This is a genomic window from Ekhidna sp. (genome assembly GCF_039940915.1).
Lineage (GTDB): Bacteria > Bacteroidota > Bacteroidia > Cytophagales > Cyclobacteriaceae > Ekhidna.
Genome location: NZ_JBDVFO010000001.1, coordinates 56693 through 80014, shown reverse-complemented (window position 1 = coordinate 80014; position 23322 = coordinate 56693). Strand labels below are relative to the sequence as shown.

Annotated in this window: 22 protein-coding genes; 3 read left to right on the top strand and 19 right to left on the bottom strand. The window is 35.9% G+C overall.

What is annotated here, in order from left to right; translation table 11 throughout:
- Positions 1-118: 118 nt before the first annotated feature.
- On the bottom strand, positions 119-766 hold the full coding sequence (locus ABJF57_RS00350; protein WP_462235591.1) for a hypothetical protein: 648 nt from the start codon (positions 764-766) through the stop codon (positions 119-121).
- Between the two features lie 39 nt (positions 767-805).
- On the opposite strand from ABJF57_RS00350, the gene ABJF57_RS00345 reads away from it, so the two are divergent.
- Positions 806-1993 (top strand): tetratricopeptide repeat protein, encoded by a 1188-nt coding sequence (locus ABJF57_RS00345; RefSeq protein WP_462235593.1) that lies wholly within the window; start codon positions 806-808, stop codon positions 1991-1993.
- Here the strand turns inward: ABJF57_RS00345 and asnB are convergent.
- Positions 1990-3840: an asparagine synthase (glutamine-hydrolyzing) gene (gene asnB, locus ABJF57_RS00340; protein ID WP_462235594.1), complete on the bottom strand. Its 1851-nt coding sequence runs from the start codon at positions 3838-3840 to the stop codon at positions 1990-1992. The two genes, ABJF57_RS00345 and asnB, sit on opposite strands and share 4 nt — an antisense overlap.
- A 71-nt stretch (positions 3841-3911) precedes the next feature.
- Between asnB and ABJF57_RS00335 the strand changes: the two genes are divergently transcribed.
- Together ABJF57_RS00335 and ABJF57_RS00330 are read left to right on the top strand one after the other, a co-directional pair.
- Positions 3912-4727 (top strand): polysaccharide biosynthesis protein, encoded by an 816-nt coding sequence (locus tag ABJF57_RS00335; protein WP_462235595.1) that lies wholly within the window; start codon positions 3912-3914, stop codon positions 4725-4727.
- Positions 4728-4731: 4 nt separating this feature from the next.
- A complete protein-coding gene (locus ABJF57_RS00330; RefSeq protein WP_462235597.1) occupies positions 4732-6135 on the top strand; it encodes a hypothetical protein in 1404 nt (467 codons plus the stop codon).
- Here ABJF57_RS00330 and ABJF57_RS00325 read toward each other — a convergent pair.
- The 17 genes from ABJF57_RS00325 to pseB form a co-directional block, all read right to left on the bottom strand.
- Complete coding sequence (locus ABJF57_RS00325; protein ID WP_462236035.1) at positions 6098-7189, bottom strand: acyltransferase family protein; 1092 nt, start codon at positions 7187-7189, stop codon at positions 6098-6100. The two genes, ABJF57_RS00330 and ABJF57_RS00325, sit on opposite strands and share 38 nt — an antisense overlap.
- 40 nt (positions 7190-7229) lie before the next feature.
- Positions 7230-8330, bottom strand: a complete 1101-nt coding sequence (locus ABJF57_RS00320) for a glycosyltransferase family 4 protein (RefSeq protein WP_462235599.1) — start codon at positions 8328-8330, stop codon at positions 7230-7232.
- Positions 8308-9219 carry a class I SAM-dependent methyltransferase gene (locus ABJF57_RS00315; protein ID WP_462235601.1) on the bottom strand — a complete coding sequence of 304 codons (912 nt, stop codon included), beginning with the start codon at positions 9217-9219 and terminating at the stop codon, positions 8308-8310. Before ABJF57_RS00315 ends, ABJF57_RS00320 begins: the two co-directional genes overlap by 23 nt.
- A 2-nt stretch (positions 9220-9221) precedes the next feature.
- Entirely contained in the window at positions 9222-10451 is a 1230-nt protein-coding gene (locus tag ABJF57_RS00310; RefSeq protein WP_462235603.1) for a glycosyltransferase, read from the bottom strand.
- 3 nt (positions 10452-10454) lie between these two features.
- A complete protein-coding gene (locus tag ABJF57_RS00305; protein ID WP_462235605.1) occupies positions 10455-11093 on the bottom strand; it encodes a class I SAM-dependent methyltransferase in 639 nt (212 codons plus the stop codon).
- Positions 11094-11218: 125 nt separating this feature from the next.
- Positions 11219-12286: a glycosyltransferase gene (locus ABJF57_RS00300; protein WP_462235607.1), complete on the bottom strand. Its 1068-nt coding sequence runs from the start codon at positions 12284-12286 to the stop codon at positions 11219-11221.
- 88 nt (positions 12287-12374) lie between these two features.
- Positions 12375-13652: a lipopolysaccharide biosynthesis protein gene (locus ABJF57_RS00295; protein WP_462235609.1), complete on the bottom strand. Its 1278-nt coding sequence runs from the start codon at positions 13650-13652 to the stop codon at positions 12375-12377.
- 3 nt (positions 13653-13655) lie between these two features.
- Complete coding sequence (locus ABJF57_RS00290; protein WP_462235611.1) at positions 13656-14852, bottom strand: polysialyltransferase family glycosyltransferase; 1197 nt, start codon at positions 14850-14852, stop codon at positions 13656-13658.
- A gap of 1 nt (position 14853) precedes the next feature.
- Positions 14854-15903, bottom strand: a complete 1050-nt coding sequence (gene pseI, locus ABJF57_RS00285) for a pseudaminic acid synthase (RefSeq protein ID WP_462235613.1) — start codon at positions 15901-15903, stop codon at positions 14854-14856.
- Positions 15893-16651 (bottom strand): WbqC family protein, encoded by a 759-nt coding sequence (locus ABJF57_RS00280; RefSeq protein ID WP_462235615.1) that lies wholly within the window; start codon positions 16649-16651, stop codon positions 15893-15895. The genes pseI and ABJF57_RS00280 overlap by 11 nt, the downstream gene beginning before the upstream one ends.
- Positions 16648-17583 carry a glycoside hydrolase family protein gene (locus ABJF57_RS00275; protein ID WP_462235617.1) on the bottom strand — a complete coding sequence of 312 codons (936 nt, stop codon included), beginning with the start codon at positions 17581-17583 and terminating at the stop codon, positions 16648-16650. Before ABJF57_RS00275 ends, ABJF57_RS00280 begins: the two co-directional genes overlap by 4 nt.
- 8 nt (positions 17584-17591) lie before the next feature.
- Entirely contained in the window at positions 17592-18281 is a 690-nt protein-coding gene (locus ABJF57_RS00270; protein ID WP_462235619.1) for an acetyltransferase, read from the bottom strand.
- Complete coding sequence (locus tag ABJF57_RS00265; protein WP_462235621.1) at positions 18278-19309, bottom strand: hypothetical protein; 1032 nt, start codon at positions 19307-19309, stop codon at positions 18278-18280. Before ABJF57_RS00265 ends, ABJF57_RS00270 begins: the two co-directional genes overlap by 4 nt.
- Positions 19293-19994, bottom strand: coding sequence for a pseudaminic acid cytidylyltransferase (gene pseF, locus ABJF57_RS00260; RefSeq protein ID WP_462235623.1), 702 nt, complete (start codon positions 19992-19994; stop codon positions 19293-19295). The genes ABJF57_RS00265 and pseF overlap by 17 nt, the downstream gene beginning before the upstream one ends.
- Before the next feature lie 6 nt (positions 19995-20000).
- A complete protein-coding gene (locus ABJF57_RS00255) occupies positions 20001-21050 on the bottom strand; it encodes a putative sugar O-methyltransferase (RefSeq protein ID WP_462235625.1) in 1050 nt (349 codons plus the stop codon).
- Positions 21040-22194, bottom strand: a complete 1155-nt coding sequence (gene pseC / locus ABJF57_RS00250) for a UDP-4-amino-4,6-dideoxy-N-acetyl-beta-L-altrosamine transaminase (protein WP_462235627.1) — start codon at positions 22192-22194, stop codon at positions 21040-21042. The genes ABJF57_RS00255 and pseC overlap by 11 nt, the downstream gene beginning before the upstream one ends.
- Positions 22191-23216, bottom strand: coding sequence for a UDP-N-acetylglucosamine 4,6-dehydratase (inverting) (pseB, locus tag ABJF57_RS00245; RefSeq protein WP_462235629.1), 1026 nt, complete (start codon positions 23214-23216; stop codon positions 22191-22193). The genes pseC and pseB overlap by 4 nt, the downstream gene beginning before the upstream one ends.
- Positions 23217-23322: the final 106 nt, after the last annotated feature.

Sequence of the window (23322 nt, the reverse complement as noted above, 5' to 3'; positions counted from 1 at the left end):
TCATGCAGTCACTAGATTTAGAATAACTCGTTGGTTTGCAAGGTATTGAATAATGTTTTTGACTAAATACGTTGGTTAAACGTCCTTTGTCTTATTCAGATGGCTTTTTTAACATCATTTAATAAACAGCCACATAAAAGAATAGCCAGACAAAAAAGAAAAGTACATATGTGCTTGCTACAATATACGTTGAGGTTTTGAATCGTTTTCCACTGAGGAAATAGACTCCCAAAACTAAAATGGGCCAGTACAAGATTTCGAAAATATTGATTGACTTGAGGGGGTAATGCCACTTTTGAGCTATTTGTGTATAATCAACAAGATTTATTAAAGAAAATGGATAGAAGGCCATGTAGTCATTGTAGTTGGGATCATTGTAAAACATGGTGTACCAAATCACTTTAACTATTTCGGGAAGGAAAAAGAAAATTTCTGCTAGCATGACCATTTTCCACAGTTGATTATAGTGTAGCCGGTAACCAAACATGAAGCAGCCTATCCACAACGTGAGTGTAGTCCAGGTCCATTTCCATAATAAAAAAATAGGTACGCTTAAATATTGAATACCGTATAAGATGTCAAATACCCAAATGTCCCCGCGTTCGTTTAAAATTTCAAAGGCTGCGATTGAATCAATAATGAAGATTCGTTTAACGAAGAGTAGGGCAATGTATGTGAGGCATATAATGAAGAACATTCCAACTCCGTTAAAACTGAACCAGTCTTCAAGAAATTGTTTTCTATACTTGGCTAAACGATTGGTCATTTAGATTTGCGATTGAATAAATGAAATAGTGCAGTACAAGTGAATTTGAACGTTAAAAATATTACCATATGGATCCTTATCCTATTCTCGGTAAACGCTTCTGCTCAGCGGCAGGATAGTTTGTCGGATGGTGATAGCACGAAGTATAGCTTACTTATCAATCCTTTCATCCAAATAGAATCAACAGAGGCTATCAACTCCATGTACAATTTTGAATTTGAAAAAGCCCATAGCCATTTTAACTACCTGCAAAAGCAATATCCCTGGCACCCCCTTCCATACTTGCTAAAGGGATTGAATTATTGGTGGAGAATTGTACCAAACTATAATAATCAGGAATGGGACGAAGAATTTTTGGCTTACATGGATACGACCAAATTTTTAGCCAGAAATATTCAGGAAAATTATAACGAGATCGAAGGATCATTTTTTCTTGCAGCTGCATATGCGTTTGAAGGTCGACTCTATTCTGAAAGGAGAGAGTATCGGAAGGCTGCTATCTCAGGAAGTAAATCATTGAAATATTTGGGAGAATGTCAGGGGCATGAAACATATAGTCCAGAGCTGTTATTTGGGGATGCACTTTTCAATTATTACGCAGAGTGGATTAGGGAAGAGTATCCTCTGCTCCGTCCAATCATGATTTTCTTTCCTAACGGGGATAAGAAAAAAGGTATTGAGCAGCTAAAGGAAGTTGCGCGAAATGCATTCTATTCAAGAACGGAAGCTCAGTATTATTTAATGCGGATACTGGCAACAGAGGAAAATGACATAGTAGGAGCTTTGCAGGTAGGTCAATACTTGAACAGTCAATTCCCCAATAACGCCTATTTCCATAGGTATCATGCACGCTTGCTGTATCAGTCAGGTAGATATGCTCAAGTGGAGAAAGTCTCATTGGAAATATTGAATAGAATTGATAGCGCGCAGATCGGGTATGAGGCTAACAGCGGTAGATACGCTTGCTTCTTTTTGGGACATGTCAATGAAATCCGAAAAAAATATGTGCCTGCTAAGGATTTTTACAAAAGAGGATTGGTGTATGCGGAAGAAGCTGGAGCCACTAAGATGGGATATTACTTTTACTCCTTGTTGCATCTGGGACAGATTGCAGAAAAGGAAGAGGATCTGGAGTTAGCGGAGGAATATTATAAAAGAGTGAAAAAAGGGGCAAAGCGGAAGCATCCCGCAAGTGTTTCAGCAAGGAAAAGATTGAAGAAGATTTAGAAATATTTGGAATACCATTTCTGAAATATGAACAATGCCCAAATGATGCCATGAACATCTTCCGGGTTTTTAGAAAACATTTTTTTTCTCAAAGACATCACTTCAGAAGTCTGAAAAATGTGTTGACTCTCTAAAAATGGAATGTTAAAAAGAGTACTGTCCAAGTCAACCAGCAATTCATTTTTCATCCAATCCAATAACGGTACTTCAAATCCTTTTTTAGGACGGTTGAAGATATCTTTAGGAAGAATATCTTTGAATGCATCTTGCAAGATGCGCTTACGATGATTGCCTTTAATTTTGTATTGGCTGGGGAGAGATCTTGCAAACTCAACCACCTCCCGGTCCAAGAATGGTACTCTTACTTCCAGGCTATTGGCCATGGACATTAAATCAACTTTAGTCAACATATCTCCAGGTAACACGATTTCTTGATCAACTATCAGATAATCATTAACGTCATGTATTTGACTAATGTACTTGGCTTTAAATTCAGAAATGGATTCACCACTCTCTTCTTTCAGTAAATGAGTAGGATTATTGGTCAAAGAGGCAAGAAACCAGTAGCGTTCCTTCTTATCTTGCTTTAACATCATGCTGTATCTGTCAAGTCGCCGAAAGATGTTAGAAAGCTTGCCAGACCTTGATTTGGGCAAGGATTTAAAAATCGGATGTGCTACCTTCATAGCAAGGTTGCTAAATGAATTTTCCAAAGACTTGGATAACGCCAGGTGTTTATAATAACCGCCAAAAAGTTCATCCGCACCGTCACCTGATAGGGCTACAGTTACGTGTTTTCTGGTGTGTTTAGAAAGTATATATGTTGGAATAGCTGAGGAATCAGCGAATGGCTCATCAATGTATTCTATGATTGCATTTAGATCACTCAACAGATCATCATTTGTAAGTTTAAAAGTTGTGTGATTGGTATTGAACTTTTTTGCGACACTCTCTGCATATGATGTTTCATCAAAGTATGGATGATCTCTATATCCTATTGAAAAGGTCTGCAAATTGGATGTATACTTAGAAGCTAATGCAACAATTGCTGACGAATCAGTTCCTCCGCTTAGAAATGATCCTAAGGGGACATCAGAAATGAGTCGACTTCTAACAGATTTATCAAGAATTGAAACAAGCTCTTTTTTGCTGTCTTTGTAGGAAGAATTGACTTTTTCTTGCGCTGAAGATAAATAACACTTTTTTGTAACCTTCTTTTTTTCTACTTGCAGGTAATGTCCCGGCTCTAATTTTTGAACATTGTCAATCATGCTAAGATTTCCGGGGAGATAATTGAGTTTTAAGTACCAGTACAAAGCATTTTTGTCAATTTCTTTCTTAATAGGATAAGACAATACCGCTTTCATTTCTGAACCAAATATCAGTTGTTCATCATCCTGATAATAATGTAAAGGTTTGATGCCGTATCTATCACGGGCGATTAGGAGAGATTCCTCAGCTTTGTCATAAAAGGCTATAGAAAAAAAGCCATTGAGTTTGGATAAGCAATTGATTCCTTGTTCAATCAACAAATACAGAAGTACTTCAGTATCTCCAGAAGATTTAAATTCAGTCTGATTAATCGACTTTTTTAAATCTTCATAATTGTAAATTTCTCCATTGAATACCATTATGTACCTACCAGAAACGTCCATCATTGGCTGATTTGCTTCTTTGGATGTATCTAAGATTGATAGACGAGTTTGACCAAGCCCAACGGTATTGTGAATGAAAGTTCCGTGTGCATCGGGTCCTCTTTTGGATAATGTGTGAATTGCTGCTTTGAGTGGATTCTCTAATCCGTTCACAGATGGCTTACGTATTTTATATCCTGTGATACCACACATTTGATTAATCTATCGAATTTTAAATGCTATGTTAACATCTATTTGTTTATTTGCTTTTATACTTTGACAAAATGTCTCATTTACAAGGAAAAAAAATTGCGATTTTAGGTGGTACAGGTACACTTGGAAAGGCTCTAACGAAAGAAATTTCAAAGACTTACCCGGATGTAGACAAGGTTTTAGTTTTCTCAAGAGACGAAATAAAACAGTTAGAAATGATGGATGATTTTCCTTCAAAAGATTATCCATTTCTAGATTATGTATTAGGAGATGTAAGAGATGTTGACCGCCTATCGGAAGTGCTGAGTGGTTTAGATATTGTGATCCATGCAGCAGCTATTAAACACGTGGTAATGGCCGAGAAGAATCCGAGAGAATGCTGGAAAACTAATGTTCAAGGTACTAAAAATGTAATTGAGGCTTGCCTTAAAAATCAGGTAGATACTTCTATATTTATCTCAACTGATAAAGCTACAAATCCTTATGGTGTATATGGAAAGTCGAAGTTGGAAGCTGAAGAACTATGGAAGTCAGCCAATAAAAATTCTGAGTTAAACTTTAGAACAGTAAGGTTTGGAAATATTGAAGATGCGCGTGGTTCAGTTTTTGAAGTCTTTGAGAAGCAAAAGAAAACAGGTACTATAAAAGTAACTCATCCTGAGGCTACCCGATATTTCATATCACAAAAGAGAGCAGTTAAAGTCATTTTAGAAATGACAAGTAAAGATGCTCCATTGCTATTTACGCCAGAAATGAAAATTTTCCGAATCTTAGATTTAGCAAGAAAGATAGCGCCAGATTGCAAGATTGAATTTATTGGACTAAGGCCAGGAGATAAGTTGCATGAAGAGCTTGATAACAATAACACTTTAGAGCTAGTAAGGTAGACTTATGGATTATCCGAGTTTTGAATCCATGGACTTTAACTTTAGAAGAAGTTTCATCACGCTATGGGACTTTCCTGTTTTAATACTGTTTCTAATTTTAGGTTTTGTTATTTTTAATTCTATTCGGAAAAAATCGAAGGGAGTTTATGGGGCAAGATCGAGTGTTTTTCTAAGTGCCTTCCTACTTCACTGTTTAGGTTCAATTTTCATTACACTTATTTATTCCTATTACTATAAAGGAGGAGATACAACCGCCTACTTTAATGATGCTAGATTACTTCATAAAGTTTTTTGGAACAATCCAGTCACAGCTTTGGATATCTTTTTTAGCAGCTCTAAAACGTTACTAGTAAATCACCCATATATATATAACTCTTTTCGTTTTGTAGCCTCACCAGATACATTTATGGTAGTAAAGATATGTTTTGTGCTCCAGTTCTTTTCGTTCAATCTAATACTACCGACGGCATTGCTTTTTGGTTTTTTGTCATTTTATGCCAGTTGGAAATTTTATCTAATTGCCTGTCGCTTTTATCCGCATCTTGCTAAGATACTTACGATTCCATTTTTCTTTATTCCTGGAGTTCATGTTTGGGGTTCAGGGATTTTTAAGGATACCATATCCTTAGCACTTATATACTTTATTCTAATTTCTATTATTGAACTCAAGAGAACGGGGCATACATTCACTCTCGTTAAATTTATAATTTTAATCTACTTATTGTTTGTGATTAAAATTTATATTCTAATGACACTTCTTTTAGGATTTTCATGCTACTTCATTGCTGGCAATCTTAAAAAGGTCAGGAATGTGGCGTTAAAAACATTAGCAGCTCCAGCGCTTATCACCTTAGGTGTCTTAGGATTTTTCTTCTCATTCAAATATATTGGCGATAATAGCAAGAGAGGGATTTATTCTATGGATCAAATCCTTGAAAGGGCGGAAATTGTTTCCTCATATCTAGGGTATGTTTCTGAAAAATCTGACGGGTCTTCTTACAACTTGGGAATAGAGAGCTTCACAATTCCCAACTTAGCTAGTAAAATGCCTGCGGCAATAAATGTAACGTTGTTTCGCCCATATTTTTGGGAAGTAAGAAATCCTTTAATGCTTGCAGCAGCATTAGAAAGTTTATTGATTTTCTTTTTCACACTGTATGTCATCTATAAGGTTGGTCTAGTTAATTTTTTTTCAAATACCATTCGGTCACCGATTATATTCTCGATGCTTGTTTATTGCTTCTCTTTTGCATTCGCAATTGGTATTACCTCAAGCAATTTTGGAACCTTAACCAGATACAAAATACCAATTATTCCTTTTTACGTTATAGCACTGATACTGATACTATACTCGAATAGATCTTCAAGAATTAAGTCTTCAAACGGATTTTTGAAAGCAGGTCTTTAGTTTTTTTCTCAATTAAATGATAAAAAAGATAAGATACTACTAGACAAAAAGGGATTGCTAAGAAAAAAACATAGAATCTGTCTATATAAGGTAAACTTTCTTTTGGTACGATCGAATAATAGATTGAATGGAATAAGATGATACTTGCAAAATGTGTGATGTAAAGCGAATAGCTATGACGACCAAGATTTATCAGCCATTTGATTTTTATTTTGAAGGTGAGGAAAATGAGTATTAGTAAACAGCCCGTTATTCCAGCTGGTATGAAAGACCACAGAGTTTCAGACTCCATCATGAAGTTTATTCCATAAGTACACAAAAGAACAAGCCCGGTTAATAGAAGTGCGGGGATTTTCCTTATTCTCCGTATCAAATCTGATCCTTTGGAAAAATTATCAAATAATAACATTCCAATACAGAAATAGAAATTGTACACTCCTATGAATTGAGTAAGAATGGAGTCTTCAAATGGAATTGCGTTTTTAAATGTTATGTAAAGCAGAAATAGGAAGAGAGAGACTCTATAATACCAATACTTGTTAAGTATAAGCAAAGGTGCAAGGGCATAGAAAATTACCTCATGGCTTAATGACCAAAACTGAACAATGAAACCACTTGAGGGTAGGTACAAAAGATTGCCTAAAATTGTTTCCAGTTCAAAAAACGAGAGCATTTGCCTGTATCGCTCGAATGTGGGAGTAGCGTATGTACCTGAATAAAAGTCTGGGTGCATTGATTGCGTAATAATAAATACAATGCCAGCCCATACCAGAGCAAGTAAGTAAGGAGGATAAATGCGAATAAGCCTTTTCTTATAAAAGGAAATTGAATGACTGTTCCTTTTTAAGCTGTAAGCAATAGAGAAACCCGAAAGAACGAAGAAAAGAATGACAAATTCAACTGCTAGTCTGGTTGACAGACTCGTAGAAAAGATGAGATAGTCTGTTAATGACCAAGATTCTACAGGGTTTTCTTCAAGAAATTTACTTCCACCTATCCAGAGAATTCCTCTACAGTGTGCAATCATCACATACGCCGACGCTATTCCACGAATGGAATCAAGAATTTCAAAATCTTTGTATGTCAGGCGATCTTTAATTATTGATAGTTTGGTTAATTATTTGAAGATAAGTGTTCTTATTCGCATTTATGGAATAGTGTTCATCAACTCTTTTTCTTGCCTTCTCACCGATCTTTTTTCTCAAATCCGCATTATTCAGCAATAGAGATATTTTAGCAAGCCATTCTTCATCAGATTCAACGAGAAAGCCAGATTCGCCGTCTTTGATTACACGATGATTCGCGCCAATTTTAGTCGCTACTGTGGGTATTCCAAGAGCCATATACTGCAATGCTTTTAAACCACTTTTTCCCATTACCCACTCTTCATTTGGTAGTGGATACAATCCAATGTCAATTCTTTGGAGTGTCTTAACCTCTGTTTCAGCGCTCCAGGGTATTGCTTCTACTGACAATCCTTTGATTGAAAAACTGGCGTCACCTATAACAAGTAAGTCGAAATCGTAATTTGACTTTAACTTCAAGAGTACATTTTGGAGTAGTTTTAAGTACTTTGATGTAGAAAAACTCCCACTCCAACCGAGGGTTAATTTACGCTCGTTAGAGTAGTCATTGGCCGGCTGATAAGTATCTGTATTAATAGTCGATGAGATGTCAGTCGTGTTGGGGGTGTATTTTTTGACAAAAGCATCCAAATGAGGAGTGCACGTAATAACATGATGAGCATGCTTCATCAGAATAATAGGCTTTCTTCCGGATTTAATCAGTTTTAAGAAAGGGTTGACTTTACTAGCTGGCTTTAGGTAAACCAGATCATCGATATCATAGATCAACTTTTTACTTAGTTTAATTGTGAGCCATTCAAACAAAGTGCTACCAAATGGTGTAACCCATAGAAATACATAAACACAATCATATTTTTTAAGCGAAAAAAGTAGAAGAATCCTTTTCAAGTAACCGTACATGGTCCAGTAGACTTTTTGAACCAAGAAACCTTTCTTATATACAATTTTCCAAAAAGGAAACGTCATGAACGGAGCGATGGTTAAATCTACTCCATTGGCTCTGAAATATGTAAAATATTGCTCATACTTAAGTCGTTGGCCTGGAGCGGTATTCTCAGGATGAGGGCACACAAACAGAATCTTAGCTTTACTTTTTTTCCCCGATCGCATGCCAATATGGTTCTGATTTTGAAAAGGTTATGTTATAAATTCCGGCTTCTTCAAGCATCTTTTTAATCTCTTTTTTGGAGAAACGTTGTTCTAACGGAGTTCCGAACCTGTCCAGAGCGTCATTCCTTATCACGTTAAAACTTTTATCGATATAATAGGAGAGAGGTATCTTCTGATGGGCAGTACTTCTTTTAGATACAAGTTTTATCAATCTCGCCAAACTAATGAAGGGCATGTAGATGGTAATGGCTAGCAGATCGCAGACAATGTGTTTAATTTTTTCAGGAAGCTTTGATATGGTGAGGCGAGCCATAGTAACAATCTTGAGCATCAATTTGAACATCCAACCTCTATTATCAAGGTTGTAATAGAGATATATCAGAAAAAAGCCACCTTTTTTGAGCTTGTTAACACAGTTTTTCATGGCTGCCTGAGTGTCCGGTATATGATGTAGGACCCCAAGGCTAAATACAAAGTCAAAAGAACCATTCGGAAATGGCATAGCTTCTACTGAGGTTTTTGCTACTCGAGTATTCTTAAATTTGGAAAGATTTTTTTTAGCCACAAAAACTGCATCACTAGGATCTATGCAGTCGAGTGTATGCACTTTATCTGCTAGGTAATAACTCCACCTGCCAGATCCACAACCGACATCCAGCGCTCGCGTAGTTTCTTTCTGCAAATGTTTATCTGTTACAATATCGAAGTATGTGTCTCCCACATGTTGGATTTCCTGTTCTGAAAAAAAATCAAATTTTGACCACTCAGAACCAAAAGATTCTACGGTAGACTTATCTAGATTTTGTTCGTCACCTGTAAGAAAAGATGCAATATCTCCCCATGGAGTATTGATGTTTTTGCCTGGAATTTGATATGGTATAAATTTCACGATCAGCTAGTTAAGGTCTGGTAAATTTGATAATACTCCGCAACTCCTTTGTCAAGTGAATAATAATCAATCGCTCCTTTCCTCAAGGCTTTCTTATCAAAGGATGTTGAACCCATTTGTTTAATTGCTTTCGAAAAGTGGTAAGTATCTAGCTCTTTGATGGATATGCCTGATTTATATCTGGTGATTATTTCAGAGGTATCTCCAACTCCTTCGTTGCAAATGACAGGGATTCCTAATGCCATTATTTCTCCTTGTTTTGTGGGAGAGGAGCTAATTTTAGAATAGCTGGGCTTGATGAAGAATATAGAGAAATCCGAAATGGATAAATAGACCGGAACATCTTTTCTGTCGGCTTCAATAATTCGGATATCTCCTTTTGATAAGTTGTGTTGGTTGGTGCCTGTAAATATTCTTTCATGATCCGTTTCGGGGGTAATGAATAGCATTTTAGCATTCTTTCTCACCTTCTTCAAGGAGATAAAAAACTCAAGCATCTCATCCAGCATATACCATGTTCCAATTGATCCAAGGTAGGTTAATATGAATTCATTGCCCCTTAATTCAAGTTGAGTCCATTTCTCTTTTTGAGTAGAATCATTTATAGAGCCAGGATCAAAAAATACTGTATCAACACAGCAAGGAATAACGTTAATCTTATTTTTATAGCGGTCACTATCCTGCCACCTTTCAATTTCAGTTTTCCCTGCTTCTGTTAAGCTTATGATGGCATCTGACTCAAATAAGAAAGCCTTTTCTTTTCTTTTAAAATAGTTGTATATACTTCTGAATATAGGATTTTTAAGATTCCATAATTTCCCATCTACTCGCTCATCAGCCCAAAATCCACGCATATCAAAGATGAATTTTATTCCAATTTTTCGCTTTAACCGAAGACCGATCAAAGAGCTTAAATAACTTCTACAATGGACGATATCGTAATGGTTTTTTCTAGACAAAACTGATGCTTTATTACTTAGTTTTCTAACATCTAGAAGCGTAGAAATTACTGGAGGTTTCTTGTGATAAAATATATGCTCCCACTGGATTTGAGCTTCTGCGAGTATGGAGTTTATAATTTTATGTTTGCGTCTATATCTCTCTTTCTTCTCTGTGCTTAGAATGGTGATTTGATCCCCAAGCTTGGCTAGCCCTTGCAAATAAGGGATGATCTGTGATTGACCTAACGGGTCGGTAAGACCATCATACGTAATGTATAGGATACGTGCCATCAATCAATCTTTAATTAGGACACCTACAAACTGGTTATTGAACTTGATGATGTGTGGTTTTTCATTCAAAGACTCTGAAAACTCTTTAAATGCTAGGTTATCTCCAATGTCATCTGAAACGAAAATACCTTTTGATCGGAGGTTTTTCCATAATTTGGGATAGGCCCACATCCTTCCTGCATATGTTTTATCACTATCATAGTGACACATATCATAAGTTGCATGTGATTTAAGAACAACCGGGAGTGCTTTTATATCTGGATTTCTAATCAGTTCCCAGTTCTTTCTTAAATTCTCAGGAACTACACAGCCAACATAATCTTCATTGCCCATTTTAGCGTATGGCATGTCGGTACTTGTTAATTGCCCGTCACGTTTGCTTAAAGATAAAAGTATAGCCAAAGAAGACCACCCATTCGCTACTCCGGTTTCAACGACTGTATTGGCCTTTAAGTATTCGCATGAGTGATAAAGTAGTGTTATAGCTCCAGCTCCTCCCATGGTTACAGGTAATTCATTAACTATTTTGTTTCCTCTCTTAAATTCTGCCTCATAGATTTCGTCAACAGATCTAATACCACTTAGGCCTAAGTGAGTAAGGAAGTCAATGACTTCCATGTAGTCAGAATTACACCATTCCATTGCGGCTTCTCTAGTTTGCTCTTTACGGTTAGGTCTAATTTTAAGGCCAATCAGCCGTACTAGTTGTGAATAAAGACTTGGTTTTGATAGGTACCAAAAAAGGGTTTTGAATTTGCTTAAAAGGCTCAAATGTATCTGTTATATAATTGATCAATTTTGCGAATATAATCTACTTTTTTTCCGATTTCCTCAGCTCTTTCCCTTCCTGTTTTTGATAATTTATGTCTTAGCGTAGGTTTTGATTGCAATTGAAGAAGCTTTGAATTAAAATCTTCCTTACTTTTCGGGTCAAAAAAAATTGCGTTATCACCAATCACCTCTTTAAAAACGGGAATTTCAGATAGCAAAGCTGGAATGGACGAGGCAAGGGCTTCCAAAGGAGCGATACCAAAACCTTCGTATGTAGAAGCCATCACGTAAAGATCATAGGCAGGAAGGATTGTAGAAATTTTTTTATGCTTTCCCATCAACCTTACCTTTTGGTGTATTCCTAATAGATGAATGTACTCGTGAAGTGATTTTCTTAGCGGCCCGTCACCATAAATGTCTAATTGGACATCACCTTCATAATCTACCAAAGATGAAATAAGAAAGTGATAGTTTTTCTGGCTTTTTAAAGATCCTACTGCAACTAGCTTCAAAGGAGAATCAGAACCTGGCCTTACACCCGTTTCTAAATTATTGTCAAAGAAATTATCTTCTACATAATTATAGATAACGGAGGAATTTCCTTTCAATCCAATTGATTTATCATAGTCTTTCTTGGCTTCTTGAGAAACGAAAATCACATGATGAATACCTCTATAGGTTATTTTCTCAAGTAACCAACTTAGTTTACTTACTTTAAATGCGCTTTCTGAAAGAATGTTATGAACAGAAAAAACAAGCTTTGTCTTAGAGGGCTTGCCTAATCGTCCTAAAAAAGTGGAAGTAAGGAGGTGGGTGTGAACAAGGTCAATTCCATTGGATTTAATAATTGAATTAATATGGGAAATGGCCTTAAGAGTGTCAATTTTTCCTCTGTAATTGACACATTCTATTTTAGCATTTATTTGAATATTAAAATCATTTTTTGGGGTCAGAGTCAAAATGAAATGATCATATTGTTTCATTCCATTGACTAAGCCAATCAACAATATCTCTGCACCACCTGTCTCAAGCGAGTCAATTATGTGAAGGATTTTTTTAGTCAATTACTTTGTTTTATGATTGATTAAATGATTTTTTTGGCTAATTGATTTGGCGATGACTCTTCCCATTATGGTATTGGACTCCTTATTTTCACTGCTTAAGAAAAATATCTTTGAAAGAAAACCATGGCAGTGGATACTTTTTGTTCGCTATGATAGCCACAAGGGCTAACAAAACTAAAAAAGAAATGCATGTTGCATAAGATGCACCTATGGTGTGAAACTTGGTTATCAGAAAATAATTCAAAACCAAATTAAGCAATATGTTTACTATTGATAGATAAAAAAGAATTCTGGTTTCTTTAAAGAAATGGAGTGAAGATGAGAAAATCAGATATCCTCCCCAAAAAGCATAACTCAAGCCAGTCCAAAACACGAATTTGTAACCCTGAAAATAATTTGGGTCTATAATTTCGGCAAATAGAAACTTAGAAATTAGCCCGAGAAAGATTAAGAAGATGAAAATTATTCCAAAAAAAGCATAGGAAAGCCTGACAATTTCGATTTTACCTTTTTCAGTCGAAGCTTGAAATCTTTCATATACATAAGGAGTGTACACTTTTATAAATGCACCCGAGAGAATTAGCATTGTCGTTCCAACCATATAACCCGAATTATAGATTCCAAGCTCACTTTTAGACACCATATTGGCTATGAATAATTTGTCGGACTGGTTAATCACATACTTTCCAATGACATGACCAATGAGTGGAAGACCATATACAACGCCTTGTTTAACATATATTCTCTTTATATCGAGCGTAATTAAATCCCATTTCTTATAAAAGAATATAGATATTAGAAAAGCACCAAAAAGTACGACAAATGTTGAACTGATGCGGCCTATCCATCCATAACCTAGTATAACTACGAATAAAATAGCTAGGCCATATTCCATGACAATTTTAGATAAGTTTAGAAAAACGTAGTATTTCGCTTCTTTTCGAATGATTAAGTACTCAAGGAATTGTTGGTAATAAAGGTTGATAACGGTGAAAAACGGAATAACCCAAATAACCTCACTTGGAATTATCAATATCTTTTCAAGGTTATCTGAAAAGAACAAGGAGGTAAGGAGGAAAAAAGTGAACGGAATGAATGGAATGAATGAAATAGAGGAAAAGAGAGATTTATACTGTCTTTTGTTAAGATCAGAATTGAAGTATTCAATGGAGATGAGGCCTGAAGCCGCCAAACCAATTAATGGTAGTAGAAGCTGAGCATACGTATTAAACAGTCCGAGAGTGCCGTATTCTTCAGGAGTTAGGTATGCTGTCAGAATAGGTAGTAGTAAAAAACCAGCGGCCGCTCCAAAAATATTTGAGAATGTGTATAAGGAAAAAGATTTTAATAAACTACCTATTTGCACTAGCTACTTAATTAAAACTTCAACTAATCTATTTGAGGAATTTCCATCAGCTTTATAAAGGTATTTCTTAATAAATGCCTTTTTATTCTCTTCCTGACTTTTCAAAATACTATTTTTATTGTGCAATCCCTGTTTTAACTCGTCAAAACTATTTACTGCTATACTTACTCCCTGGTCGAGGAAGTCTTGGCTAAGATTTCGATTCAACACTTTGGGATGAAAATTTATTGAAAAAGAAATAGTTCCTGAAAAAGAAATAATTGGATAAAGTAGCGAAGAATCAAAACCAACTATGATCTCAGCCAAGTATAGATACTCAGTGGAAGATCCATTTACTAATTGAAAGGTGTGGTCTTCTTTGAGTTCAGTATATAGTTTTTCATCGCTTTTCGGATGCAATTTGATACAGAGAGGAATATTAAGTTCTTCAAATAGAAGTATAATTTGCGTAACAAACTCCTTTTTACTCTCATAAGTCCAGCCAAATAGATTGAATTCATGAAACGGAGAATCTACATATAAAGCGCTAACTCTCTTTGAGATAGTGGATTGACTTTTGAATATTTTGTCAAATGCTGGAAACCCAATAACTGAAACTTTATGTTGATCTTTATCGAACTGATCTAATTCCTGCCAATAAGCTAGATTACTGGGCGAAAATACAATATACTCGGAGGGAAGACGTCTTAAGTCTTTAAGCCTTCTTCTTGCCCCAAAAGAAGAGTGATTTTTTCTTAGGAAAATATACTTTCTAAAAAAAAGACGATCATCTTTTGAAATAAATTTGAGAGATATTAAGATAAACAGTCTATTCTTTACTTTCTCAAGTAGAGGAACCTTACTGCCAGGTAGAATATTTGGTGTCTCCTTTTCTTCTCTCTCTAGTGCATTCCTAAAGCTTCTAACTCCATGATCCAGAATATATGTGCTTATGTTTTGATTTTTGGCATAAATATTAAGAAGAACCTCGTTATAAGATTCTATATCAAAAAAAACAATGCTGTGTGGTTTTAGCTTTTTTACAATATGATTTACACTTATAAACTCGTTCCAAGAGAATACTTGTGTATTTATTATTTTTTTTGAATTATTCCCAATACCGTTAATAACGTAAACCTCGACCTTGCCAATTATTTTAGCGATAATAGCCAAGTGATCATCCCTGTTTGGGTTAATTCCAACAAAAAGAATTCTTTGCATATTAATCCAGCATTTCCCACTTAAGAGGTTGGCCCTTTTTGACAGATTCTACCATCACCTTTCCCATAACACTATTCAAAAATTTGGGGTGTAGCCCATATCCCGGTCGGATTGATCTTACATGTTTTGTAGTAAGAACTTCACCTCTTTCTATATCTTCTACGATGAATAATGATCTGGATGAAAACTCTCTATCTTTTCTTGTCTTTTTGCTAAGTGAGTAGTCGATTTTGCCTAAAGAGGATTCAGCCGATCGTACTTTTTTTACCATTTCACTAAATCCGACGGTATCAAGTGAAAAAGCAGCGTCAGCTCCACCTATACTTTTGTCAAGAATAAAATGCTTTTCAATGATCTTTGCTCCCAATATTGTAGAGGAAACGGGGACAATATCCCCTAACGTATGATCTGATAATCCAGGGATAACGTTAAATTCCTTCTTGTATTCAGGTATCATACTCAAATTTGCATCTTCAATCTTTGCTGGATATTGAGCTGTACATTTTAACAATGCTATTTGATCGTTACCTGCTTTCTTACAAGAATTAATAGCTTCACATATATCATTTTTATCCGCAATTCCGGTTGAAATGATCATCGGCTTTCCCTTGCTGGCCGCATAGGTGATCAAGTTTGTATCAACAACTTCAGGTGATGCTATTTTGTAAGCTGGGCAATCCAGGGTTTCGAGAAAGTCTATAGAGCTGTTGTCAAATGGAGAAGAAAAACAGAGAAGGCCTTCATCCCTGGCCACCTCAAATAACTTTTCATGCCATTCCCACGGAGTATAGGTTTCCTTGTAAAGCTCATATAAGTTGTTGCCATCCCAAATGGTGCCGTAGTTTATCTTAAAGTAGTCATTGTCGACATCAATAGTAATAGTATCCGGAGTGTAGGTTTGTAATTTAATGGCATCTGCTCCAGCAAATTTTGCTGCCTGAATAGTTTTTATGGCAGTTTCCAAACTTCCGTTATGATTAGCTGACAACTCAGCTACGAGTAGGGCAGGGTGGCTATCACCGATCAATTTATCGCCTATTTTAAAGATCATAGTCGTTTGATTTTCTGTATTCCAAATGCGTTAAATTGTTTCTTCTTCCAGAAATAATGATACTTCTTGAATTCAAAAAGCCATGATTGAATAATAGATCAAAAACCCCTAAATAAGGTACAAATTCATCGCTCCTCTGATCATAGAGCGGATGCTCATAAACCTGATAATGCAATTTAATATCATTCTTGATAATCTCTCCTCCAGGATTTTGACTTTCGATGTAGTCAGCAGAACCCTGTACTGAGATATAACTATCAGCCTGAATTTCTTTACAAACACTTACAAGTCTGGAATCTTTTGACCCAGAAATATTTTTCAAGTTTGAGGATTTCACAAGTGGTGTTTTTATACCTATCTCTTCACAAATAGATGATATAATCGAAATATTAAAATCAGAAAGGAATTGGTACTCAGCAGAGTATAGTTTTGAAATAAACTCAAAGATTAACTCGAAATAGGGATACTTTTTGTAGGTGTTCTGTAATGTTTTTAAATGTTTCGATTTCCAGTCAATGGCATTTGAAATAACCGCATTTGATATTAGCGTTTGAGATCGTGAGGAAGTTTTTTCAATTGGAATTGATAAAAAATGCGCATTTCCCTGCACTTTTATTTTGTTTCGAACTTGCCAACTTCGTTTTACCAACTGTACATCATCGTAAAAAACAAAACAATCTACTTGATCGATCAGGTCAAAATATCCTAACCAGGGGTTGAAAGTTGGTTGCATAATTGCTGCTATCATATGCTAGGGATTTCATGAGAGACACCATAACCTATTCCTGTCAAGCCATAACCATTTCCATTATAGAGTAGGTAATAAATACCTTCATGAAAAAAAATATAGGAATACTGGATCATTTCAGAATCCCAGTCACCTTTGGACCCCACATCAAGTCCTCCAAGAGCATCTTGCCTTTTCCAGTCTTTACCATTTTTAGATGCTGCAAAACCAATTCGATAGCCAATTGCCGGATCTTTATAAGAAAACCACATACGATAGCCGTCTTCACTTTTGAGTACACAGGGTCTTGCAAGTGCTGTTTCTCTTGCTGAATTAAAATCAATACAAACGGTACCTTCTCGAATCCAATTTATTCCATCGGAAGAATGGGCGTATTTAATATTATAAATAGGTAAATCCTTATTTCTCCAACCTTCACCAGAAACGTACCACATTTCCCACAGCTTATTATCTAAATCCAACAAGACACATGGTGCTGTTAGTATGCCAAATGGTTCTGCGTTAGTTCGATCTAGTAAAGGTGCTCTTGAATATCTCTTAAATGATTTTCCGTCGGCACTATTAGCCAGACCAGCAATGAGACTCATTCGAGTGGTGGTTGTGCCAGAATTCCAACCAATATAATACAACCTAAGCGTATCTTCTGTTTGTACCACCCATGATGGAGTTACTCCATTATCATCGAAACAGCCCCTTTCTCCTGGGGATAGCACGGGGTCCTTGCTATAGTTTAGTACACTAATCTGACCATTAGATACCTCAATGTCAGCGTATCCAATTTGTGACCTTTGGGATTCATCTCTACCTGAAAAATATACCCTAAATTCATTTCCTGATAATGGTATAACAGTCGGAAGCATTGCATGAGTTTGCATCCACCAAAGATGCTTTTGAGGCTCAATTAGCAGACCTTTTTTTTGCCATTCAATCATTCTCGATATTATTCAATCCCAAAATAGTTTTTCCGTATTTTACGAGCCATTTCGTTTTCTATTTCGAGAACTGTTGTTTTGCTTCCAAGCACAACACTATCTGACTCTACATCCTTGGTCACATCTGCTCCCATAGCTACAAAAACCCTATCTCCTATTTTGATAAAGTCTTTGAAACAAGAATTGACACCAATAAAGCAACGTTCTCCAATAGTTGTATGACCACTAATGCAAATGTGGCTACTCAAGTATGCATGGTCCTTTATTTCACATCCATGTCCTAAGTGGTTGCCACTCCATATCATCACATTATTACCAATCTTAACTGTTGGCTGTATCGTTTGGTTTTCTAGGATAAAGCAGTTATCGCCGATATTCAAATCATCCCAAAAAACGCTCTTACTACATACGTAGCTAGCCAGTTTGAATCCCTTCTTCTTTGCTTCGTAATATTTTTGTTCTCTTATTTGATTGAGCTTAGCGTAACTCAAGGCTACATGCATCTCAAATTCTGATGAAGGGTACTGGTCTTCAATATTTTCAAAACTTACTAATGGCTTGTTTCTGAAAGTATCAGACTTACGAAATTCTTCATCACATGTGAAGGCGACCACCTCATATTCACTATCCTCGGTGAAATAATAATCCGCCAGTTCGGCGATTTCTCCAGTCCCAAAAAGGATTAACTTTTTATTCATCGAAACAACATTTTAATTAAGCGATCAGTCCCATTTCCATCGATAATTCTTTTCCCTGAGGTAGACATTGTTTCCCTTCTTTCTAGTGAATCTAATACCGCATCAAGGCAAGTTGATTGGTCGTGAAGGTTTTCCTCCGTTACTTGTCCAAGACTTACGGCACCTGTCGCCAAACTAAAATTATGCATAAGGAGAGTATTTTCTTCAAAAGAAGTAATCATTATGGTTGGTATTCCTAAGTACAGTGATTCGTACTTGGTTAAGCCATCATTTGTAATAACAATGTCTGATTCTTTCAATTTTAGTTCAAAATTTTTGACGTTCCAATGCAAGGTTACATGACACGAGCTTTCGCGTATGTATCTATCCACCAAACGAAGATCGATAGAAGCTATGGGACCCATCAAAATGTTTATTTCACCACTGAAATGGCTGCCAAGAATAACTCTTAGCGCATTTTCAATTGTATTATTTGGGTTTGATCCTCCCATAGATACTGTAATCTTTTCGACAGACTTCTTAATAGTTTGAACTGGGTTTAATAATTTAATCTCTTCACGCAATATGAAATATTCCGGACCATAAATAGCTCTTTGACTATTAAGGTGTAATCCCTTTTCATACCCTATGTAGGGATAGATGATATAGTCGATATTAGTTTTATTCCACTTTCTGGCAAGATCAGCGAATGCATATGTAGTAAGATTCTTTTTGATACCTTCCTCTTTTAGCAATTCGTAGTTTTTTTGAGTGGAAAATTTGTGATCAATGTCGTAGAGAAGCATCAACTCTGAATAATTTTCTACATCACTTTTTAGCGCACTGGAATCACCTAAATCTTCATACTGAATGTTTTTTTTACTCAACCAAGATTTTGCATGTGAATCCAATTTGTCTAATACGAGCTTTGATTGAATTTTATTTTTGGTTGCAATTTTTTGTATACTCACCGAACGCACTAAATGTCCCATGCCAATTTCTCGGTTAGCATCTGCCCTGATAACCAGAAGTTTAGTTCCCTCTTTCATTTCTGCTCTTAAGAAATTGGTATTTAAACTCTGCCATCTCCCAATCTTCTTGAGTGTCGATATCCTGAACAGCTAGCTGGTCTATTTCATAACCCCCTGTATTAGTACCTATTATAAGGCCGGATCTTTTGAATTTTGCAGTATTGAACCAGAAAAATTGTGCAGCATCTTGATAAGAAGAAGAGAGATCCTGAGTTCGATCTAAATCAAAATTGTCAAAAAACCATGAAATCTTGCCGTCATTCATTTTGAATGCCTTTTGAATTGGAACGGGAAATTTACCTATTGCTAAAACAGAATCTCTTTTTTCATCAACCAATTTTTGATATGACTTCACCAAATCTTCAGAGCGAATAAATGGTGCTGTAGCATAAATACCACAACAAATTTCGAGACTCATTCCTTTTGAATCATACCAGCTTACAACCTCATGCATAACATCTAATATGGTAGCATGATCATTTGAATTTTCGTTGCTTCTTAAAAATGGAACGCTGGCACCATATTGTACAGCAATATTTGCAATATCACTATGATCAGTAGAGACAATTACTTCATCGAAAAGACCAGTCGAAATTGCTGCATGTATAGAGTAAGCGATAATTGGTTTTCCGCAAAATGTTTTGATGTTCTTGTTTGGGATCCTTTTGCTGCCACTTCTCGCTGGTATTATTGCAATTTTCATTTCTCTTTATTGTTCGAGTTTTAGCAGTAATAGCTCTGAATGAAAATTATCCACAGTCTTAAAGCCGAATGGAAGAATATTTCGATCCACCAGCTGGTACCCTTCAAACATTGACAAATAATCTTCTGACAAAATCGGATTCACCACGCCTATTTTATTTTCCTCAGTTTTTTTCTGTTTCCCTTCTTTCATATTCCGTAGAAGAACCCACTTCGCTTCCAACCTTTTAATCTGATTTATATAGTTATTTACTATTTTAGGTTCCATTTCCTGAAATGAAATGAAATTGACAAATAAATCTACCTTACCGGTTAACCTTTCAATTTGCCAAGATGGTAAGCAAGAGATTTTAGGCAATAAATCAATCTCAATCTCTTCATGATTTCTTGTTTCCTCATAGGAAAATATGTCATCATTTCCGAATATGGATTTTAGGTATTGATGGGCAATAAAAATGGTTGGTGGAATGTCAATGTTAATATACTTTGAATCTTCTACTGTTTTAGTTATGATTTCACCTAGGGTACCAAACCCCCCACCAACTTCTAAAGTACATTTAGGAAACTCTCCTTCCAGATTTCTTTTTAAAAAACTTAAACCCAACAAATAATTTAAAGAAGACCTACTAAATAGTTTCCCATCAAATTCAAATTGTTCAACAGGGTTACCAAATTGACTTTCACTAAACCTCGAAAGATTCGGCTTTACATTGGGGTCGTTACTTGCACAAAGCACACGATAGTCTGCATGAGCAGACATGTACCCATTCAAAAACTGATTTACTGAAAGGTTGGCTTTTATATTTTCTGAGTAATTCTTAGATAAATAATCAATTAATTCTTGGGATAATTCCTTTGAGAAAGAATTGCCGGGACTTCCGTATGTAGGCACAAAAAAATAAAGTGCTTCTTGTATTGATCTGAAGTTTTCAATGCCATTTAATTCTAAACTTGATTTGATATTTTCAGATGCTTCATGCCAAAAGCTCGAAGGCCTATATAATACGTTTTGTTTTTTGAGATCCTCCATAAGAATCTCCAATTCTTTAAACTTCATTCTCTAAAAAGTGCTCTACTAGATCAATAATATAATTTACTTCTTTATCCGTGAGGGATGGAAACATTGGTATGCTTAAACAACGCTTATAATATTGTTCAGATACCGGGAAATCATTTTTTTGCCAGCCAAACTGCCTGTAGTATGGCTGAAGGTGAATAGGGATGTAATGAATCTGGGCATACACATTGTTTTCTCTTAGATAGTCATATAACCCCTTTCTATTTTCAATTTCAATGATATATAAGTGATAAGCATGTCCTGGATAATAACCTGAATGACTGACTATTTTTTTGTTTGAGTTGAATGCTCTGTCATACATCCTGGCAATTTCAATTCGTCTACTCAATCCCCAATCCGCATTGCGAAGCTGTGACAGGCCCAAACTTGCGTGAATGTCCGATAGTCTGTAATTGTATCCTAGCAATTGCATTTCATAGTACCATCCATCATCAGAACAGATACTATTAGGATCTTTTGTAATTCCATGCGATCGAAGCATTAAAAGCTTTTTGTACAATGCTGAATCATTGGTTGTAATCATACCCCCTTCACCACATGCAATATGTTTGACTGGATGAAAAGAAAAAATAGCTAATTCAGCGTATTGTCCATCACCACATTTCCATGTCTGTCCATTAAATTCACCAGAACCACCTGGAGCATGACATGCATCTTCGATTATCCAGCAATCGTATTCTTCAGCCAGTTTCCTTAATGCTGGCATATTAGCTGGCCTTCCTGCAAAATCTATTGGTATTATTCCTTGAAAGTATCTTTTTGGATGTTTGGACAGTAATTCAGCTACTTTTTCTTCATCCAAAGTATAATCATTGGATTTGATATCTGAAAAGAATACTTCGCCGCCACAGTATCTAACGCAATTGGCGGTGGCGACAAATGAAATTGGTGATGTGATTACTCTGGAGTTGTTATCTACATCCATGGCAAGCGCACATAAATGTAAGGCAGCAGTTCCATTGGCAACTGAAACAGAATATTTGCTTCCTACATAATTAGCAAACTCTTTCTCAAACTCATTTACTTTTTCTCCTTGGGTTAAGAAATCTGATCGAAGAACTTCGTTGACACTTTTTATGTCTTCTTCCGAAATATGGTGCCGACCATAAGGTATCTGCTTCATTCGGGTAATACTAAGGTTTGATCAACATGTTCAATGATAAGTTTTCGTAATTCATTAGCGTTAAGAAATTCTTCATTTGTGCCAGAATTATAGTTGAATCCAACTTCTACGGGCTTTGCTTTAAATCGGTCTGTGTATTCAGAAGGATCCCAATTGGGAATTTGAGGTAAAATGGTATAATACTGGCCCAAGTCGTACGTATTAAATGAATCAGATGCCGTGATCATCTCCTCATGTAATTTTTCACCAGGCCTGATGCCAATTATTCTATGCTCTATGTCCGGGGCAATGGCCTTAGCCATTTCCATGATAGAATAAGAGGGAATTTTGGGAATAAAGAGTTCCCCGCCCCATGCGTGCTCCAATGCGTGAAGAACCATTTCACAACCGTCTTTCAGCGATATGTTGAATCTTGTCATTCTAGCATCTGTGATAGGCAAATAACCTTCTGCTTTCTTTTTTAAAAAGAAAGGAATAACAGAACCGTTTGATCCCATGACGTTCCCATATCTGACAACAGAGAATTTGATGTCCCTATTTCCCTTAATATTATTTGCGGCTATGAAAAGTTTATCTGAAGCAAGTTTGCTTGCTCCATAAAGGTTGATTGGTGCTGCAGCCTTATCTGTAGATAATGCAACCACATTTTCAACATCAGTTTCCAAACAGGCTCTTATCAGATTCTCAGCACCGATTATATTGGTTTTTATACATTCCATGGGATTGTATTCTGCAATGTCTACATGTTTCATTGCAGCAGCATGGATAACTGTGTCTATTCCTTCCAGAGCCGTTTTCAGTCGATTATAGTCTCGAATGTCTCCAATAAAATATCTGATGGCGCGATACTTAGTATGAGGAAAGATTTGACTCATTTGAAACTGCTTCTGTTCGTCACGAGAATAAATTACTAAACGATTAATCTGTGGGTATTTCAAAAAAATGTTTTCAACTAGTTTATGGCCCAGCGATCCAGTACCTCCAGTTATTAAAACTGATTTACCATTAAGTGACCAATTCATGTTCTTTTTAAAGACTTGTTCGTGCATTATAAATAATAATGAAGCTATTCAGCTATTTATTTAAAAATTGATCTTAGCGATCAATTGGGTCGTAAAGCTAAGATAT

What these genes read in the sequence shown, in the direction of transcription:
- ABJF57_RS00350 (WP_462235591.1), bottom strand. Translation starts at nt 766, where the DNA reads ATGACCAATCGTTTAGCCAAGTATAGAAAACAATTTCTTGAAGACTGG.
- asnB (WP_462235594.1), bottom strand. Translation starts at nt 3,840, where the DNA reads ATGTGTGGTATCACAGGATATAAAATACGTAAGCCATCTGTGAACGGA.
- ABJF57_RS00335 (WP_462235595.1), top strand. Translation starts at nt 3,912, where the DNA reads ATGTCTCATTTACAAGGAAAAAAAATTGCGATTTTAGGTGGTACAGGT.
- ABJF57_RS00330 (WP_462235597.1), top strand. Translation starts at nt 4,732, where the DNA reads ATGGATTATCCGAGTTTTGAATCCATGGACTTTAACTTTAGAAGAAGT.
- ABJF57_RS00320 (WP_462235599.1), bottom strand. Translation starts at nt 8,330, where the DNA reads ATGCGATCGGGGAAAAAAAGTAAAGCTAAGATTCTGTTTGTGTGCCCT.
- ABJF57_RS00310 (WP_462235603.1), bottom strand. Translation starts at nt 10,451, where the DNA reads ATGGCACGTATCCTATACATTACGTATGATGGTCTTACCGACCCGTTA.
- ABJF57_RS00305 (WP_462235605.1), bottom strand. Translation starts at nt 11,093, where the DNA reads ATGGAATGGTGTAATTCTGACTACATGGAAGTCATTGACTTCCTTACT.
- ABJF57_RS00290 (WP_462235611.1), bottom strand. Translation starts at nt 14,852, where the DNA reads ATGCAAAGAATTCTTTTTGTTGGAATTAACCCAAACAGGGATGATCAC.
- pseI (WP_462235613.1), bottom strand. Translation starts at nt 15,903, where the DNA reads ATGATCTTTAAAATAGGCGATAAATTGATCGGTGATAGCCACCCTGCC.
- ABJF57_RS00280 (WP_462235615.1), bottom strand. Translation starts at nt 16,651, where the DNA reads ATGATAGCAGCAATTATGCAACCAACTTTCAACCCCTGGTTAGGATAT.
- ABJF57_RS00275 (WP_462235617.1), bottom strand. Translation starts at nt 17,583, where the DNA reads ATGATTGAATGGCAAAAAAAAGGTCTGCTAATTGAGCCTCAAAAGCAT.
- ABJF57_RS00270 (WP_462235619.1), bottom strand. Translation starts at nt 18,281, where the DNA reads ATGAATAAAAAGTTAATCCTTTTTGGGACTGGAGAAATCGCCGAACTG.
- ABJF57_RS00265 (WP_462235621.1), bottom strand. Translation starts at nt 19,309, where the DNA reads ATGAAAGAGGGAACTAAACTTCTGGTTATCAGGGCAGATGCTAACCGA.
- pseF (WP_462235623.1), bottom strand. Translation starts at nt 19,994, where the DNA reads ATGAAAATTGCAATAATACCAGCGAGAAGTGGCAGCAAAAGGATCCCA.
- ABJF57_RS00255 (WP_462235625.1), bottom strand. Translation starts at nt 21,050, where the DNA reads ATGAAGTTTAAAGAATTGGAGATTCTTATGGAGGATCTCAAAAAACAA.
- pseC (WP_462235627.1), bottom strand. Translation starts at nt 22,194, where the DNA reads ATGAAGCAGATACCTTATGGTCGGCACCATATTTCGGAAGAAGACATA.
- pseB (WP_462235629.1), bottom strand. Translation starts at nt 23,216, where the DNA reads ATGAATTGGTCACTTAATGGTAAATCAGTTTTAATAACTGGAGGTACT.